Annotated in this window: 13 protein-coding genes; 9 read left to right on the top strand and 4 right to left on the bottom strand. The window is 42.5% G+C overall.

Annotation, left to right across the window (positions count from 1 at the left end; all coding sequences use genetic code 11):
• Positions 1 to 29 precede the first annotated feature (29 nt).
• From AC2A4J_RS16055 to dnaQ, 3 genes are read left to right on the top strand one after another with little or no spacing between them, the layout of a single operon-like run.
• Positions 30 to 770 carry a class I SAM-dependent methyltransferase gene (locus tag AC2A4J_RS16055; protein ID WP_484176741.1) on the top strand — a complete coding sequence of 247 codons (741 nt, stop codon included), beginning with the start codon at positions 30 to 32 and terminating at the stop codon, positions 768 to 770.
• Positions 767 to 1,210 carry a ribonuclease HI gene (rnhA, locus tag AC2A4J_RS16050; RefSeq protein WP_232617181.1) on the top strand — a complete coding sequence of 148 codons (444 nt, stop codon included), beginning with the start codon at positions 767 to 769 and terminating at the stop codon, positions 1,208 to 1,210. Before AC2A4J_RS16055 ends, rnhA begins: the two co-directional genes overlap by 4 nt.
• Positions 1,207 to 1,920: a DNA polymerase III subunit epsilon gene (gene dnaQ / locus AC2A4J_RS16045; RefSeq protein WP_484176740.1), complete on the top strand. Its 714-nt coding sequence runs from the start codon at positions 1,207 to 1,209 to the stop codon at positions 1,918 to 1,920. Before rnhA ends, dnaQ begins: the two co-directional genes overlap by 4 nt.
• Positions 1,921 to 2,009: 89 nt before the next feature.
• On the opposite strand, the gene nhaB is transcribed toward dnaQ, so the two are convergent.
• Positions 2,010 to 3,512 carry a sodium/proton antiporter NhaB gene (gene nhaB / locus AC2A4J_RS16040; protein ID WP_255825258.1) on the bottom strand — a complete coding sequence of 501 codons (1,503 nt, stop codon included), beginning with the start codon at positions 3,510 to 3,512 and terminating at the stop codon, positions 2,010 to 2,012.
• 247 nt (positions 3,513 to 3,759) lie between these two features.
• Here nhaB and sohB point away from each other — a divergent pair, with 247 nt between their 5' ends.
• Positions 3,760 to 4,803, top strand: coding sequence for a protease SohB (gene sohB / locus AC2A4J_RS16035; protein WP_484176739.1), 1,044 nt, complete (start codon positions 3,760 to 3,762; stop codon positions 4,801 to 4,803).
• Positions 4,804 to 4,914: 111 nt separating this feature from the next.
• Here sohB and AC2A4J_RS16030 read toward each other — a convergent pair whose 3' ends face one another.
• Genes AC2A4J_RS16030 through folX form a run of 3 tightly spaced genes read right to left on the bottom strand, consistent with a single transcriptional unit; the run spans position 4,915 to position 9,507 of the window.
• A complete protein-coding gene (locus tag AC2A4J_RS16030; RefSeq protein ID WP_255825257.1) occupies positions 4,915 to 5,721 on the bottom strand; it encodes a CsiV family protein in 807 nt (268 codons plus the stop codon).
• Positions 5,718 to 9,131, bottom strand: coding sequence for a transcription-repair coupling factor (gene mfd / locus AC2A4J_RS16025; protein ID WP_484176738.1), 3,414 nt, complete (start codon positions 9,129 to 9,131; stop codon positions 5,718 to 5,720). The genes AC2A4J_RS16030 and mfd overlap by 4 nt, the downstream gene beginning before the upstream one ends.
• Positions 9,132 to 9,138: 7 nt before the next feature.
• Complete coding sequence (gene folX / locus AC2A4J_RS16020) at positions 9,139 to 9,507, bottom strand: dihydroneopterin triphosphate 2'-epimerase (protein ID WP_255825255.1); 369 nt, start codon at positions 9,505 to 9,507, stop codon at positions 9,139 to 9,141.
• A 443-nt stretch (positions 9,508 to 9,950) separates the two neighbouring features.
• Between folX and AC2A4J_RS16015 the strand changes: the two genes are divergently transcribed.
• From AC2A4J_RS16015 to nqrE, 5 genes are read left to right on the top strand one after another with little or no spacing between them, the layout of a single operon-like run.
• Positions 9,951 to 11,288 carry a Na(+)-translocating NADH-quinone reductase subunit A gene (locus AC2A4J_RS16015; RefSeq protein ID WP_484176737.1) on the top strand — a complete coding sequence of 446 codons (1,338 nt, stop codon included), beginning with the start codon at positions 9,951 to 9,953 and terminating at the stop codon, positions 11,286 to 11,288.
• A 3-nt stretch (positions 11,289 to 11,291) separates the two neighbouring features.
• Positions 11,292 to 12,488: an NADH:ubiquinone reductase (Na(+)-transporting) subunit B gene (locus AC2A4J_RS16010; protein ID WP_255825253.1), complete on the top strand. Its 1,197-nt coding sequence runs from the start codon at positions 11,292 to 11,294 to the stop codon at positions 12,486 to 12,488.
• Entirely contained in the window at positions 12,481 to 13,278 is a 798-nt protein-coding gene (locus AC2A4J_RS16005; RefSeq protein WP_484176736.1) for a Na(+)-translocating NADH-quinone reductase subunit C, read from the top strand. Before AC2A4J_RS16010 ends, AC2A4J_RS16005 begins: the two co-directional genes overlap by 8 nt.
• A complete protein-coding gene (locus AC2A4J_RS16000; RefSeq protein WP_255825251.1) occupies positions 13,278 to 13,940 on the top strand; it encodes an NADH:ubiquinone reductase (Na(+)-transporting) subunit D in 663 nt (220 codons plus the stop codon). The genes AC2A4J_RS16005 and AC2A4J_RS16000 overlap by 1 nt, the downstream gene beginning before the upstream one ends.
• Positions 13,941 to 14,549: an NADH:ubiquinone reductase (Na(+)-transporting) subunit E gene (nqrE, locus tag AC2A4J_RS15995; RefSeq protein WP_255825250.1), complete on the top strand. Its 609-nt coding sequence runs from the start codon at positions 13,941 to 13,943 to the stop codon at positions 14,547 to 14,549.
• The last annotated feature ends 18 nt before the right edge of the window (positions 14,550 to 14,567 follow it).

Here is a 14,567-nt window from a genome sequence, read left to right as displayed (position 1 = left end):
CATACCGTTTTAAATAGAGAATTCATTGTATGTTGGATGATCAATCAAGACAATTTTTTCAAAATTGGTACAAAAGTAACCTAGGCGATAGCCTGTTGCAATTAGAGTTGAGCGAGATAGCCTCTGAGCTTGATTCTGCGGTAGGTTACTATTTAGTGAGTCAGTCTCCTCTTAGAGATTTTTCTTTAAAAAACCATCGTGTGCGCGAAAGTATATTAATTGCCCCTGCTTTAGAATTTGGTGCGCCTAGTAATACGATTGTGGCCAGAGCAAGTGAATTGCCTTTTGAAGCGGATGGTGTTGATGTGCATGTTTTTCATCACACATTAGATATTTCTGCCACGCCACATGATGACCTCAGAGAGGCAGCAAGAACCCTGTTGCCAAGTGGTAAACTCATTATTGTTGGTTTTAACCCTTGGGGATTATGGGGTTGTAGGCGTTTGTTTTCCAAGAAGGTTAAAGCGCCTTGGTGTGGGCATTTTATTGCTCATCAACGCTTGGAAGATTGGCTTAAAGTGGCGGGTTTGACATTAGAGTCAAAGCGTTTTTTTTATTATGAACCACCGCTTAAGTCTAGTAAGTGGCGGTCGCGTTTTGCTTGGATTGATCGAATGCTGAAACCTCTCAAACTGCCTTTTAGTGGTGTGTATGTGATGACGGCAACCAAACAAGTAAGACGTCATATTCCATTAAAACCTCGTTGGTCCGGGGCTCGTGTTAGAGTGCCGCCATTAACAAAACCAACAGCAAAAGAGATGAAAGAGTGAAAAAGGTAATAATGTATACGGATGGTGCTTGTAAGGGGAATCCTGGTATCGGTGGTTGGGGAGCTTGGCTTACTTTTGGCGAGCACGAAAAACACCTTTGTGGTGGCGAGCACGATACCACCAACAATCGGATGGAGCTTATGGGCGCAATAGAGGGCCTACGTGCATTAAAAGAAAAGTGCTCAGTGACACTTTATACCGATTCCTCTTATGTACAGAAGGGGATTACGGAGTGGTTAGCGGGTTGGAAACGAAAAGGCTGGATGACAGCTTCTAAGCAGCCAGTTAAAAACAAAGATCTATGGCAAGCTCTAGATGAACAGTGTCAGCATCATGAAGTCACTTGGAAGTGGGTGAAAGGCCATGCAGGGATAGAAGGCAATGAAATTGCAGACCAATTGGCGAACAAAGGTATTGATGAACTAAGGGCAGCATCATGAGGCAGGTAGTACTCGATACGGAAACAACCGGAATTGATCCCAAGCAGGGTCATCGTATTATCGAAATCGGTTGTGTGGAGATGATTGGTCGCAAACTGACTAAGCGACATTTTCATGTTTACATCAATCCCGATAGAGAAGTGGAAGAAGAGGCTTTTCGAGTCCACGGTATTAGTAACGAGTTTCTAGCTGATAAACCGCGTTTCCATGAAATCGCTCAAGAATTTTTTGATTTTATAAAGGGTGCAGAACTTATCATTCATAACGCGCCGTTTGATATTGGCTTTATGGATCATGAATTTGCTCGGATTGGTGGTTATCCAAAAACAGCAGAAGTTTGTGGCGTGTTTGATAGTCTGGTTTATGCCCGTAAGAAGCACCCGGGGCAGAAAAATAACCTAGATATTTTGTGTAGACGTTACGGTATTGATAACTCGCATCGTGAGTTGCACGGCGCACTTTTGGATTCAGAGATTCTTGCTGACGTTTACCTATTGATGACAGGTGGGCAGACGAGTCTTGGCTTAGCGAATAATTCTGATTCAGACTCTAAAGAAGAAGGTGACGTTGAAGAAATTCGCCGGCTTTCTCAAAATCGCCCTGCGTTGAAAGTGATTAGAGCGAGTGAAGAGGAGTTAAAAGTCCATGAAGAGCGCTTGGATTTGATAGATAAAAAATCAGGTCAGTCTTTGTGGCGGATTAAGCATTAGTTCTGTATTACAAATACAACAAACTTATAGAGTAATAATCAAAAATGCCCTCCTTGAAGAGGGCATTTTTTTGCATTTAGGGTTGTACGCTACAGAAAGTAGGTGACACAAAGTCCACCAACAACGCTAAGTACCACTGTGTAAGGTAATGCCATCCAAACCATCTTGCCGTAAGACAATCGCAATAAAGGTGCGATTGCAGAGGTTAACAAGAATAAGAATGCGGCTTGTCCATTCGGTGTTGCTACGCTAGGAAGGTTGGTGCCAGTGTTGACGGCAACAGCGAGTTTATCAAAGTGTTCGCGAGTGATGGTTCCAGCGTCCAAAGCGGCTTTAATCTCATTGATATAAACCGTCGCCACAAAAACATTGTCGCTGATTGCTGAAAGCAAACCATTAGCAATAAATAGCATTATAGGTTGGCGCTCAGTTGGCATTTGTAAAACAACATCAATCACTGGTTGAAACAGGTGTTGAGAATGTATGACGGAAACAACGGTGAAAAATACTACCAACAAAGCGGTAAAAGGTAGGGACTCTTCAAAGGCATGGCCAATACGGTGTTCTTCAATAATGCCATTAAATGATGTCAATAACACGATAACCATTAAACCCACTAAACCAACTTCCGCAACATGGAAAGCAAGTGCAAATACTAGGATAATAGCAACGATGCCTTGCACAATAAGTTGGGCTCTGATTTTGTTTGTGTGTTTTTGGCTTTCTTCTTTTTCAAAGTTATTAAGGATGTCTCGGACTGTGTCTGGCAATTGTGCTCCGTAGTCAAACCATGCGGTTTTCTCTAACACCACAACGGTTAACAAACCGCAAATTAAAACAGGTATTGAAACAGGAGCCACATAAAGGAAGAATTCGCCAAAATTCCACCCCGCCACTTTAGCAATCAGTAAGTTTTGTGGTTCGCCTACTAACGTTGCGACACCGCCGAGTGCTGTACCAACCGCACCGTGCATTAACAAGTCTCGTAAGAAAGAGCGGAATTCATTCAGGTCTTCTGTGTTCACTGGCAGAATAGAGTCATCTTTACCATGGTCGTGGTTTTTATTTGAGCTTTGTCCTGAAGCGGCTTTGTGATAAACCGAATAAAACCCTACACCGACACTGATCAGAACGGCTGTCACGGTTAGAGCGTCCAAAAAGGCAGAGAGCAACGCAGCAGAAAAACTAAAAATTAACGAAATAACGATTTTAGATTTTACTTTAACTAGGAGCTTATTGAAGATAAATAACAGCATGTCTTTCATGAAGTAGATACCAGCTACCATGAACATTAGCAGCAATATTACTTCAAGGTTGTGCGAGACCTCTGTGTAAACGCCCTCGGGTGTTGTGAGGCCAAGCGCTACAGCCTCAATAGCAAGCAGGCCTCCCGGTTGAAGTGGGTAGCATTTTAGTGCCATTGCTAAGGTAAAAATGAACTCAATAATTAACAGCCAGCCCGCGATAAATGGACCTAAAGTAACGAAAACAATAGGATTGATAATCAAAAAGGCTAAGATTATTTGTTTGTACCAAAGTGGCGAGGCGCCGAGGAAATTTCTTCCAAACGATTGTGACAGAGAGGTTTTCATTAGTTGCTCCTTCATAAAAAGGCACTGAAATGTGCAAAAAAATTAACAAGATTTCTCTATGTTTTCAGTGGTTCAGAAGAATCTTGTTAGCTTTCTTGTAGTTATTATTTTGAAGAGGCTTTTTCAAAGTGTGCAGATAATAAGTCAAATAAGAAACAGTATCTATAGTGATTAATGACTTATAGATATTGCTATTTATAAAAATAGCCCCACTATCTCAAGAAGTTATGATTATTTAGAGGAAGAGATGTTGGAATTTTTAACTGATTACGCCGGTTTTTTATTGAAATTGGTCAGTGTTGCTTTGGTGATAGGTTTTCTTTTGGCCGTTTTATCTAGTGGAAAGCGTAAATCGCAACCAGGTAGTTTGTCCGTTACTAAGTTGAATGAAAGTTATGATGCCATGAAGGCTGAGTTGGATCATCAGCTATTGGATAAAAAAGATCTTAAAAACATAGCAAAAGAAAAAAAGAAAAAAGAAAAACTGGAAAAGAAGGCGTTAAAAAAAGCACCGAAAGAGGCAGAGGAAGTCGCAAAGAAGCGTCTTTACGTCTTGGATTTTGATGGTGATATAAAGGCGTCAGCAGTTGAAACCATGCGTGAAGAAATTACCGCAATTTTGAGTGTGGCTAAACCTCAGGATGAAGTGGTAGTTCGTTTAGAAAGTGGTGGTGGTGTTGTGCATGGTTATGGTTTAGCAGCATCTCAGTTGCAGCGTATCCGAGAAGCCAGCATCCCATTAACGATTTGTGTTGATAAAGTTGCAGCCAGTGGCGGTTATATGATGGCTTGTGTGGCTGATAAAATTATTGCAGCACCGTTTGCAATTCTTGGCTCTATTGGTGTGGTTGCGCAAGTTCCCAATGTACATAGGTTGCTTGATAGGAGCTTGATAGATGTTGAGCTTCACACGGCAGGTAAGTATAAGCGTACTTTAACTATGTTGGGTGAAAATACGGATGAGGGCCGAGAAAAATTTAAACAAGACCTAGAAGATACTCACGGTTTGTTTAAACGATTTGTTTCGAGCCAGCGTCCACAGTTGGATATTGAAGACATTGCAACAGGTGATACTTGGTATGGTTCAGAGGCAATAGACAATAAACTGATTGACCTAGTAATGACCAGTGATGCGTATTTGGTTTCTCATTATGAAAGCGCTGAAGTGATACAAGTGACTTATAAGCAGCCAAAGGGAATGGCGGAACGTTTAGGTTTGTCTTTCTTTTCTGCTCTGGAGCAAAAAGCCGTGTTGTGGATTGGGAAAATCACCCAATCTCGAGGGTATTAACCAATAACCTGAAGTTGGCTAAAAGAGTCCAGTTCAAAAAATAGTTCTATAAAAAAGAGTGGTATGCGAGGCATGCCACTCTTTTTTTGTGTTGTCTTACTTGTTGTCTTGTTATTTGTTCGTTAGTTCATTTGTGCTTTGAAGGGAGTCATAGGTCAGGCTGCTTCCGGTTTCGGGCGTGACTGATTGTTCGGCAATTTTTTCAATGGCGTCTTCTAGCTCTATTGGCTCAAAATATATTAACGTGCCAATCGTTGGATGATCTAGGTAGTTTACTTTTTTGCTAGCAGTTTTATTGCTTTGGTTCAGTGTTAATACCAATGCCGGTTCGAACTCTTTGAATTCAGGCTTTGCTTTTTGCTCAGTTTCAGACTGAGAAAAAAACAGGCTTGTTCCTGCTTGATTCGAGTTTTGGTTGTCTTGTTCTGGTGTTGTTTCTGGTTGAGTAAAGCTATCAAACAAATAATATTTGTATTGGATGTCTGATTCTAAATAGCGTCCCAAGGTGATGGCAATGTTCGCAGTAAGTTCTGGGTAGCCATCTTTCTCTTGAGTGCTATGGAAAGATTTTTTAATGGTATCGCCTGGGTGTTTGAATATGAGAGTCCATTTTCGATTGGCTAAAATGGTGACATGTGTGCCCAGCCTTTGTTCCATATTGCCAAAAGGAGTTGATTGGTTGATGTTGTTGTCTGGATCGTTTGCTTTTTCCTCTTCTGCCGTAAGGCGAAGAAGATTTTCTGTAGACAGTACATTTTTGTAGTCAACGTGTTCCGTTGTGAGGGCTTCAGGCCATTGGAATGTCACCAAATAGCCTTCATAAGCTCTGGCTGTGTCCGGGTTGATTTGTTCGTCTTCAGCAAAAAGACGAGTGCTAAGTAACGTCAGGGATAAGAAGATAATAATTAGCGATTTCAATGTAATAATTCCAAAGTCATTGTCGTTTGTTGGAAACGCTCTTCTGCGCTGTTCATTGGGGCTAAGAATTTCAATGTATCAGAGCCAACCAGCTTGTAGATGTCGGGTTTCGTTTGAATAAGTCTAATCAACTTCATTGGGTCGACAGGTGTTTTACTATTAAAGAAGATTTTACCTTCTTTGGCATTGGCTTCAATCTTATTAATGCCAAGACTTTCCGCTTTAAGCTTTAATTCCGTTTGCCTAAATAGGTTTTTCGTTGCGTCAGGCAGCAGCCCAAAGCGGTCAATCATTTCCACTTGAAGGTCTTTTAATTCATCACTGCTTTTTGCACTGGCAATGCGCTTATACAGAATCAATCGTGAATGTACATCACCTAAATAATCTTCCGGAATAAGTGCGGGAACTCGTAAGTTCACATCAGTTTGTGCTGGAGATGTGATATCTATGTCTGGAGACTCGCCATTTTTGAGGGATTTAACCGCTCGGTCTAGCATGTCCATAAATAGAGAGAAGCCAACATGTTCAATATGACCACTTTGACCGTCACCTAATAATTCTCCTGTGCCACGAATCTCTAAGTCGTGAGTGGCTAAGGTAAAGCCTGCTCCGAGGGTGTCCGCAAGTGTAATGGCTTCTAGGCGTTTTTCTGCATCGCCAGTTACTTTACGGTCATTTGGTGTTAATAAGTAGGCATAGGCTTGATGGTGCGAGCGGCCAACTCGACCACGTAATTGATGCAGTTGTGCCAAGCCAAACTTATCTGCTCGTTCAATGATAATAGTGTTGGCGTTCGGTATATCGATACCTGTTTCTATAATGGTAGAACAAACGAGCACGTTGGCTCTTTTGTGGTAGAAGTCTGACATGACTTGTTCCAGTTCTCTTTCACGCATCTGTCCGTGACCCACAATAACACGAGCTTCTGGAATTAACTCTTCCAATTCTTCTGCGGCTTTTTGGATGGTTTGTACTTCATTGTGTAAGTAATAAACTTGCCCGCCACGATGAAGTTCGCGCAAAATCGCTTCTTTTATTTGATGTTCGTCTTTTTGTTTTACAAATGTTTTTACGGATAAACGTTTGGCTGGTGGTGTCGCAATAATGGATAAATCACGAATGCCAGACAAAGACATGTTTAGCGTTCGAGGAATTGGGGTGGCGGTTAGTGTGAGTATGTCTACTTCTGCTCGCAGAGCTTTGAATTGCTCTTTTTGCTTGACCCCAAAACGGTGTTCCTCATCGATAATGACTAGGCCTAGATTAGCAAACTTGATGTCACTTTGGATGAGTTTATGTGTGCCAACGACTATGTCTGCTTTGCCTGATTCTAGTCGATCAATAGAAGTGTTGGATTGTTTGCCTGAACGAAATCTCGACAATAGTTCGACCTCTACAGGCCAGTCGGCAAAACGGTCGCAAAAATTTTCATAGTGCTGTTGGGCAAGCAGTGTGGTTGGAACGAGAACGGCCACTTGCTTGCCATCTTGAACAGCTAAGAAGGCGGCTCGCATAGCAACTTCTGTTTTACCAAAGCCTACGTCACCACAGACCAAGCGATCCATTGGTTTCTTAGCGGACATATCCGCCATCACTGCATCGATTGCCATTTGCTGGTCAGGTGTTTCTTCAAACGGGAATCCTGCCGAGAAGAGCTCATATTGGTCGTCTGGCTTAGCAAATGCATAACCGACTCTGGCCTCACGTTTGGCGTATATTTCCAGTAACTCCGCTGCTGTGTCGCGGGCTTTTTCAGCTGCTTTTTGTTTCGCTACACTCCATTTGTCAGTGCCAAGCTTGTGCAGTGGTGCGGTATCTTCATCTGCGCCCGTGTATCTGGAAATGAGCTGTAATGACGAAACGGGTACATAAAGTTTGGCGTCATTGGCGTAGCCAAGCGTGAGGAGCTCTGTTTCTTGTCCGTCTATTTGTAAATTAGTAAGGCCAAGGTAGCGGCCGACCCCGTGATCAATATGCACAACGGGTGCATTTAATCTTAACTCAGTGAGGTTGCGAATGATCGCATCTTCGCTGATGTTGTTTTGTTTATTGCGTCGACGGTGTTGAGAAACGCGTTCGCCTAATATTTCACTTTCAGGAATTAGCGCAAGCGCTTCATTAATGATGAAGCCGCGGCCAATATTGCCTTCGGTAATGGCGAGTGATTTTGTCGACTTAGTGAATGCTTCCCAGCTGTCAACTTGCTTTGGTTTAATGTTGTGTTTTTTTAACAGGTCAAGCAAGGCCTCTCGGCGGCCTGCAGACTCGGCGACAATTAATACTCTAGCTGAGGTTCCTGCCAGAAAGTCTTGTAGTTTTCCAAGTGGTTGTGCTGCTTTTGAATCAATTTTAACGGTATCAAGTGCTTTATATGCAGGATGATCACCTGTCACTGAAAAAATAATGTTCGTGTATTGATTAAGTCGTCCAAAAAGTTCGTCTTCGCGTAGGCATAGTTCATCGGGCTTTAAAATAGGGCGCTCGATGTTGTAATTCAGGGATTCGTGGCGGCTACGGAAATCAAGTTGAATACTCGCAAACTGATCGTTGAAGTTGTCGGAACGAACGATCAGAGTGTTGTCAGGTAGGTAGTCAAATACGCTAGCGGTTTGTTCAAAGAATAAAGGTAAATAGTATTCAATGCCTGCTGGTATAATACCACTGGAGATATCTTGGTATATCGGGCTTGAAAGTGGGTTGGCTTCAAAGCGCTCTCTAAAAGCTTGGCGAAACTGCTGAATTCCCTGTGAAGTGGTTGGGAACTCTTTTGCTGGAAGCATTTTAATTTCAGCTACCTTGCTAATGCTGCGCTGTGTCTCTGGATCAAACCATCGAATCGATTCTATTTCATTGTCGAACCAATCTATCCTGATTGGGTTTTCCGCACCCATTGGATAAACATCCATCAAGGCGCCGCGGATGGCGTATTCACCATGCTCGTGGACGTTCTCTACATTTAAGTAGCCCGCGTTAGTTAGCTTTCTTGATAGTTTCTCCAGAGGAAGTTCTTGTCCTTCTTCCAAATGAAAGCGCTGGGCATCAAGGTGGTGTTTAGGGCAAAGACGCGTTATGCAGGAAGCAACCGTGGTGAGTACAATCGGATTTTTCGTTTCGGTAAGCTTGGCCAGCGTTTCTAAACGCTGAGATATAATGTCTTGGTGTGGCGAGAAGGCGTCGTATGGTAAGGTTTCCCAATCGCTAAATCTTAATATTTCTCTTTTGTTTTGATTTAGAAACTGTATTTCATCTTCAAGCTCATTGAGTTCGGCGACCGTGTTGGCCATAAAAAGCATAGGTTGTTTATGTTGAGCTGCTATTGCTAGCAGCTGTAATGCTTTTCGGCTGCCATCTAGGCCGCTAATTAAGTTTTTGAAGCCGGGTTTTAGGGTGATTGATACGGTTTCTGACATGTTGGGCTTATTGTTCTCTAGTGGCGGATAGCGTCAAAGATACAGAGTCTGCAAAACGTAAAGCGTGAGGTTTTGCAACTTCGACTTTTGCAAAGGTTACATGGTTCGATGACATGCAAAGCTCCAGTAAGTCTGCGGTTAGTTTTTCAAGCAATAGAAAGCGGTTATTTTCAGTGTGAGCTATCATTTCCTTACAAATTGTCCGGTAGTTTACCGCATTTTCAACATTGTCTGTGTCATAGGCTTGAGAAGCCGGATAGTGTATCCAGGCGTTAATTACCACATCTTGCTTGTTTTGTTTTTCAGATTCATTGAATCCAATATAGGTTCGCAGACGTAGATTCTTAATATGAATTTGAGCTTCTGGTTTGATCATAGTTATGCTTCCGTGTTTTAAGCCTATTCATTTATTGGGCGATATTGTGTCGTTTTCAATCATGTATGGCAACAGACTAAAAATACGGTGCAATGTCGCTTTTTGGATTGCTTTTTCTAATTTTAATTCTTTCGAATAAAGTTCGTATGACAAATTGTGCACTATTATGTAATTAAACAACAAAAAAGTGGCTTTTTAGTGGTTATAAAATGCGCAATAAGGACATTGTAGTGATTTTAAGTAAAAGTTGGTGCTTAAAGACGGTCTCGTGAGCTGGTCAATGGAGGGAATGATCTTTATAATACGTCGGTTTTTTGGTGAAGTGAGTTTGCGTTTTACAATTAATTTAATATTAGTTGTTCGCTCTTGCATGTTTTCCCGGAGGGGGGCATGAGCATGACGCATTGCGCTTTTTGTGTTCAATTTATTGTTGGGCAGAACATATGTATAAAATTACAAAAGGCCTAGATCTACCGATCTCAGGTGCTCCCAATCAAGTGATTGAGACGGCTGCTGCTGCAAAGACAGTTGCTGTGATCGGTCCAGACTTTCATGGAATGAAACCCACCATGCTTGTCAAGGAAGGGGACAAGGTCAAGAAAGGTCAAATTATTTTTACGGATAAGAAAACGGAAGGTGTTAATTATACCGCTCCTGCTTCTGGAACCGTAATTGAGATTAATCGTGGTGAACGACGTGTTCTTCAGTCTCTCGTTATTAGCGTTGAAGGCGACGAGTCTGAAACCTTTGCGTCTTATTCCGGCTCTGAACTGAAATCTTTAGAACGTAGCAAGGTTGTGGAAAATCTGGTTAACTCTGGATTATGGACATCATTCCGTACCCGCCCGTTCTCTAAGGTTCCTGAAATTGCTTCAGCGCCAAACTCCATTTTTGTTACCGCTATAGATACGAATCCGCTAGCTGCTTCTCCTGAAGTTGTGCTTGCTGATCAAGCGGAAGCATTTGCAGATGGCCTTACTGTGTTGACTCGTTTAACCGAAGGTAAGGTTTTTCTATGTAAGGCAGCTGGCGCAAAAATCCCAACAACGTCCGATGTGACGGTTGAGGAATTTGCTGGTGTGCATCCTGCCGGTCTTGCTGGTACGCATATCCACTTCCTTGATCCAGTTAGTGATAAGAAAACAGTTTGGTCTATTAATTACCAAGATGTTGTTGCTATTGGTAAATTGTTTGTAACTGGTGAGCTGAATGTTGAGCGAGTGATTGCTTTAGCCGGACCACAAGTTAAAAAGCCTCGTTTGGTTCGTACTCAAGTTGGTGCAAGCTTAGAAAATTTGCTGGCTGGTGAAATGGGTGAAGGTGATAACCGAGTTATCTCTGGCTCTGTTCTTTCTGGTCGAAATGCTTTTGGTCCTTTTGCTTACTTAGGTCGTTACCACAATCAAGTGACAGTATTGCTTGAAGGTCGTGAGCGTCAAATGATGCATTATCTTCGTGCGGGCGTAGAAAAGCATTCTATTATGAATGTGTTCTTGTCCAAGCTTACGGGGAAAAAATCCTTTGATATGACAACGACGACAAATGGTAGTGATCGTACTATGTTGCCTCTTGGTAACTTTGAGCGCGTGATGCCACTTGATATTCTAGCAACGCAATTGCTACGTGCGTTGGTTGTGAACGATACAGAGCAGGCTCAAAAGCTTGGTGCACTTGAGTTGGATGAAGAAGATTTGGCTTTGTGTACTTACAGTTGCTCAGGTAAGTTCGAATATGGCCCGATCCTTCGGGATTGCCTAACTCTAATAGAGAAAGAGGGTTAATTCATGGGGCTTAGAAAAGTACTCGATAAAATGGAACCTGAGTTTCACTCAGGTGGAAAATACGAAAAATGGTATGCGCTTTTCGAAGCGGTAGATACTATTTTTTACCGCCCAAGTTCTGTGACTAAGAATGGCTCACATGTTCGTGATGCTGTGGATATGAAGCGCATCATGATATTGGTGTGGATGTGTACATTCCCAGCGATGTTCTTTGGTATGTACAATATTGGTCTACAAGCCAATACAGCAATGGAAGCAATGGGTGTTGCGCCTGCTGACTCTTGGCGTCATGCCATTATTGGCGGTCTAACGAGCTATAATGCTTCAAGCATTTGGGACAATATGATTTACGGTGCAATGTACTTTTTGCCTGTTTATCTTGTTACCTTTGTTGTTGGTGGTTTCTGGGAAGTGTTGTTTGCTTCTGTGCGTAAGCATGAAGTTAACGAAGGCTTCTTTGTTACCTCTATCCTTTTCTCTCTTTCTCTGCCTGCAACTGTGCCTTTATGGCAAGTGGCTCTGGGTATCACCTTTGGTGTTGTCTTGGCGAAAGAGGTGTTTGGTGGTACAGGTAAAAACTTCCTTAACCCTGCTTTGGCTGGCCGTGCGTTCTTGTTTTTCGCTTACCCAGCGTCCATGTCTGGTGATGCTGTTTGGACTGCGGTAGATGGCTTCTCTGGTGCGACTGCGTTGAGTCAGCTTGCTGCTGATGGCGTTGCTGGCTTAACCGTTGCTTGGTCTGATGCCTTCTTTGGCTTTATTCAAGGTTCCATGGGTGAAACCTCTACTTTGGCTATTCTGATTGGTGGTGGTGCATTGTTAATTATGCGCATCGCAGCTTGGCGAATAGTTGCTGGCGTTATGCTAGGTATGGTGCTGACTTCTGCGTTGTTTAACGTTATTGGTTCAGACACTAACCCTATGTTCTCTACGCCTTGGTATTGGCATCTTGTTTTAGGTGGCTTTGCTTTTGGTATGATGTACATGGCGACGGATCCAGTGTCTGCGTCAATGACGAATCGCGGTAAATGGTTTTACGGCGCTCTGATTGGCTTGATGGTTGTGTTGATTCGTGTTGTTAACCCTGCTTACCCAGAAGGTATGATGTTGGCAATTTTGTTTGCGAATCTGTTTGCGCCATTTATTGACCACTTTGTTGTTCAGGCGAACATTAAACGGAGGATTGCACGCAATGGCTAGTAATAACGATAGTATTAAAAAGACCATTATAGTTGCTTTATCTTTGTGTTTGGTTTGTTCTATTTTTGTTGCAGCTGCAGCAGTAGGTCTTAAGCCTATTCAGAACACCAATAAAGACTTAGACCGTAAGCGCAATATTTTGTCTGCCGCTGGTATGCTTGAATCTGGCAAATCAGTTGATGAAATTTTTGAGTCTGTTGAAACTCGTATTGTGAATTTGCAAACTGGCAAATTTGCTACTCAAACTGAACTAGATAATGCAGGAATTAAAGCGTCTACTTTTGATCAAAAGGCGGCGTCGAAAGACCCTAGTTTGTCTATTTCACTTAAGGGTAACGATCCGGCTGGTATCAAACGCCGTTCAAACTTCTCTGCGGTTTACCTTGTGAAGTCTGGCGACAATATCGATCGCATCATTCTGCCAGTGCATGGCTATGGCTTATGGTCAACTATGTACGGCTTTATGGCTTTGAAAAATGACTTCAATACAGTGATCGGTTTTGGTTTTTATGACCAAGCTGAAACACCTGGATTGGGTGGTGAGGTTGATAATCCTAACTGGAAAGCATTGTGGAAAGGTAAAGAAATCTACAATGGACAAGGCGAAGCTGTAATTCATCTTGTAAAAGGTGGAGTGGATAGTTCTGATCCTGATGCTGAGCACAAAGTAGATGGTTTATCTGGTGCTACACTAACAAGTCGTGGTGTTACTCATCTTGTTCAATACTGGTTGGGTCAGGAAGGGTTTGGACCATTCTTATCGCAACTACGTAGCGAAGGAGTTCAATAATGTCTGATGTGAAAAAAGTCCTCTTTGGGCCAATTCTTGCAAATAACCCGATTGCCTTGCAGATCTTGGGTATTTGTTCAGCGTTGGCTGTAACAAGTAGTATGAAAGTCAGTTTGGTTATGGCTATCGCCTTGACCTTGGTAACGGCTTTCTCAAGCTTTTTTATTGCGATTATTCGTAGCCATATTCCAAACAGTATTCGTATCATTGTGCAGATGATCATTATTGCCTCTTTGGTAATTGTGGTAGATCAGGTTTTGAAGGCCTTTGCTTACGAAATCAGTAAGCAGCTTTCTGTATTCGTTGGTCTTATCATTACGAACTGTATCGTAATGGGCCGCGCAGAAGCGTTCGCTATGAAAAATGGCCCAATAATGAGCTTTGTGGATGGTATTGGTAACGGTTTGGGTTACAGCGCAATGTTAATTGTTGTTGCCTTTTTCCGTGAATTACTTGGTGCTGGTAAGTTATTTGGTGTCGAGATCTTTGCAACTGTTCAGAATGGCGGTTGGTATCAGCCTAATGGTTTGATGTTGCTTCCACCTAGTGCATTCTTTGTTATCGGCTTGGTTATTTGGGCTTTGCGTTCTTATAAGAAAGAGCAAGTTGAAGAGCCTGAATTCAAGATTGCAGCGAATTCTCGTTCTCAGGAGGCGCTATAAATGGAACATTTAATAAGTCTGTTTGTTAAAGCTGTTTTTGTTGAAAACATGGCGTTAGCTTTCTTCCTTGGTATGTGTACCTTTTTGGCTCTGTCCAAAAAAGTAGAAACAGCGATAGGTTTGGGGATAGCGGTTGTTGTTGTTTTGGCGATTACGGTTCCTCTTAATAACTTGTTGTACCAGAACCTATTAGTAGATGGTGCGCTTGAGTGGGCGGGTTTGCCTGGCGTTGATCTTAGCTTTTTGGGTCTCTTGAGCTACATTGGTGTTATCGCTGCTGTGGTTCAGATATTGGAAATGACTTTGGATAAATACATGCCTGCGTTATATAACGCGCTTGGTGTGTTTTTGCCACTTATCACAGTGAACTGTGCCATCATGGGCGCTTCTTTGTTCATGGTTGAGCGTGACTACAACTTTGGTGAGAGTGTCGTTTACGGTGTGGGTGCTGGTGTTGGTTGGGCGTTGGCGATTGCTGCGCTAGCTGGTATTCGGGAGAAGCTTAAGTATTCAGATGTTCCTGCAGGTCTTCGTGGTCTAGGTATCACGTTTATTACTGTTGGTCTAATGAGCTTAGGTTTTATGTCATTTTCTGGTGTGCAGCTTTAATTAGCTGCCCGTTTAGAC

The organism is Marinomonas sp. ATLA20, from assembly GCF_057180105.1.
Note: the sequence above shows the minus strand (reverse complement) of the source record. Positions and strands in the feature narration are given on the sequence as shown.

What these genes read in the sequence shown, in the direction of transcription:
- mfd (WP_484176738.1), bottom strand. Translation starts at nt 9,131, where the DNA reads ATGTCAGAAACCGTATCAATCACCCTAAAACCCGGCTTCAAAAACTTA.
- nqrE (WP_255825250.1), top strand. Translation starts at nt 13,941, where the DNA reads ATGGAACATTTAATAAGTCTGTTTGTTAAAGCTGTTTTTGTTGAAAAC.
- AC2A4J_RS16000 (WP_255825251.1), top strand. Translation starts at nt 13,278, where the DNA reads ATGTCTGATGTGAAAAAAGTCCTCTTTGGGCCAATTCTTGCAAATAAC.
- dnaQ (WP_484176740.1), top strand. Translation starts at nt 1,207, where the DNA reads ATGAGGCAGGTAGTACTCGATACGGAAACAACCGGAATTGATCCCAAG.
- AC2A4J_RS16005 (WP_484176736.1), top strand. Translation starts at nt 12,481, where the DNA reads ATGGCTAGTAATAACGATAGTATTAAAAAGACCATTATAGTTGCTTTA.
- folX (WP_255825255.1), bottom strand. Translation starts at nt 9,507, where the DNA reads ATGATCAAACCAGAAGCTCAAATTCATATTAAGAATCTACGTCTGCGA.
- AC2A4J_RS16055 (WP_484176741.1), top strand. Translation starts at nt 30, where the DNA reads ATGTTGGATGATCAATCAAGACAATTTTTTCAAAATTGGTACAAAAGT.
- AC2A4J_RS16010 (WP_255825253.1), top strand. Translation starts at nt 11,292, where the DNA reads ATGGGGCTTAGAAAAGTACTCGATAAAATGGAACCTGAGTTTCACTCA.
- AC2A4J_RS16015 (WP_484176737.1), top strand. Translation starts at nt 9,951, where the DNA reads ATGTATAAAATTACAAAAGGCCTAGATCTACCGATCTCAGGTGCTCCC.
- nhaB (WP_255825258.1), bottom strand. Translation starts at nt 3,512, where the DNA reads ATGAAAACCTCTCTGTCACAATCGTTTGGAAGAAATTTCCTCGGCGCC.
- sohB (WP_484176739.1), top strand. Translation starts at nt 3,760, where the DNA reads ATGTTGGAATTTTTAACTGATTACGCCGGTTTTTTATTGAAATTGGTC.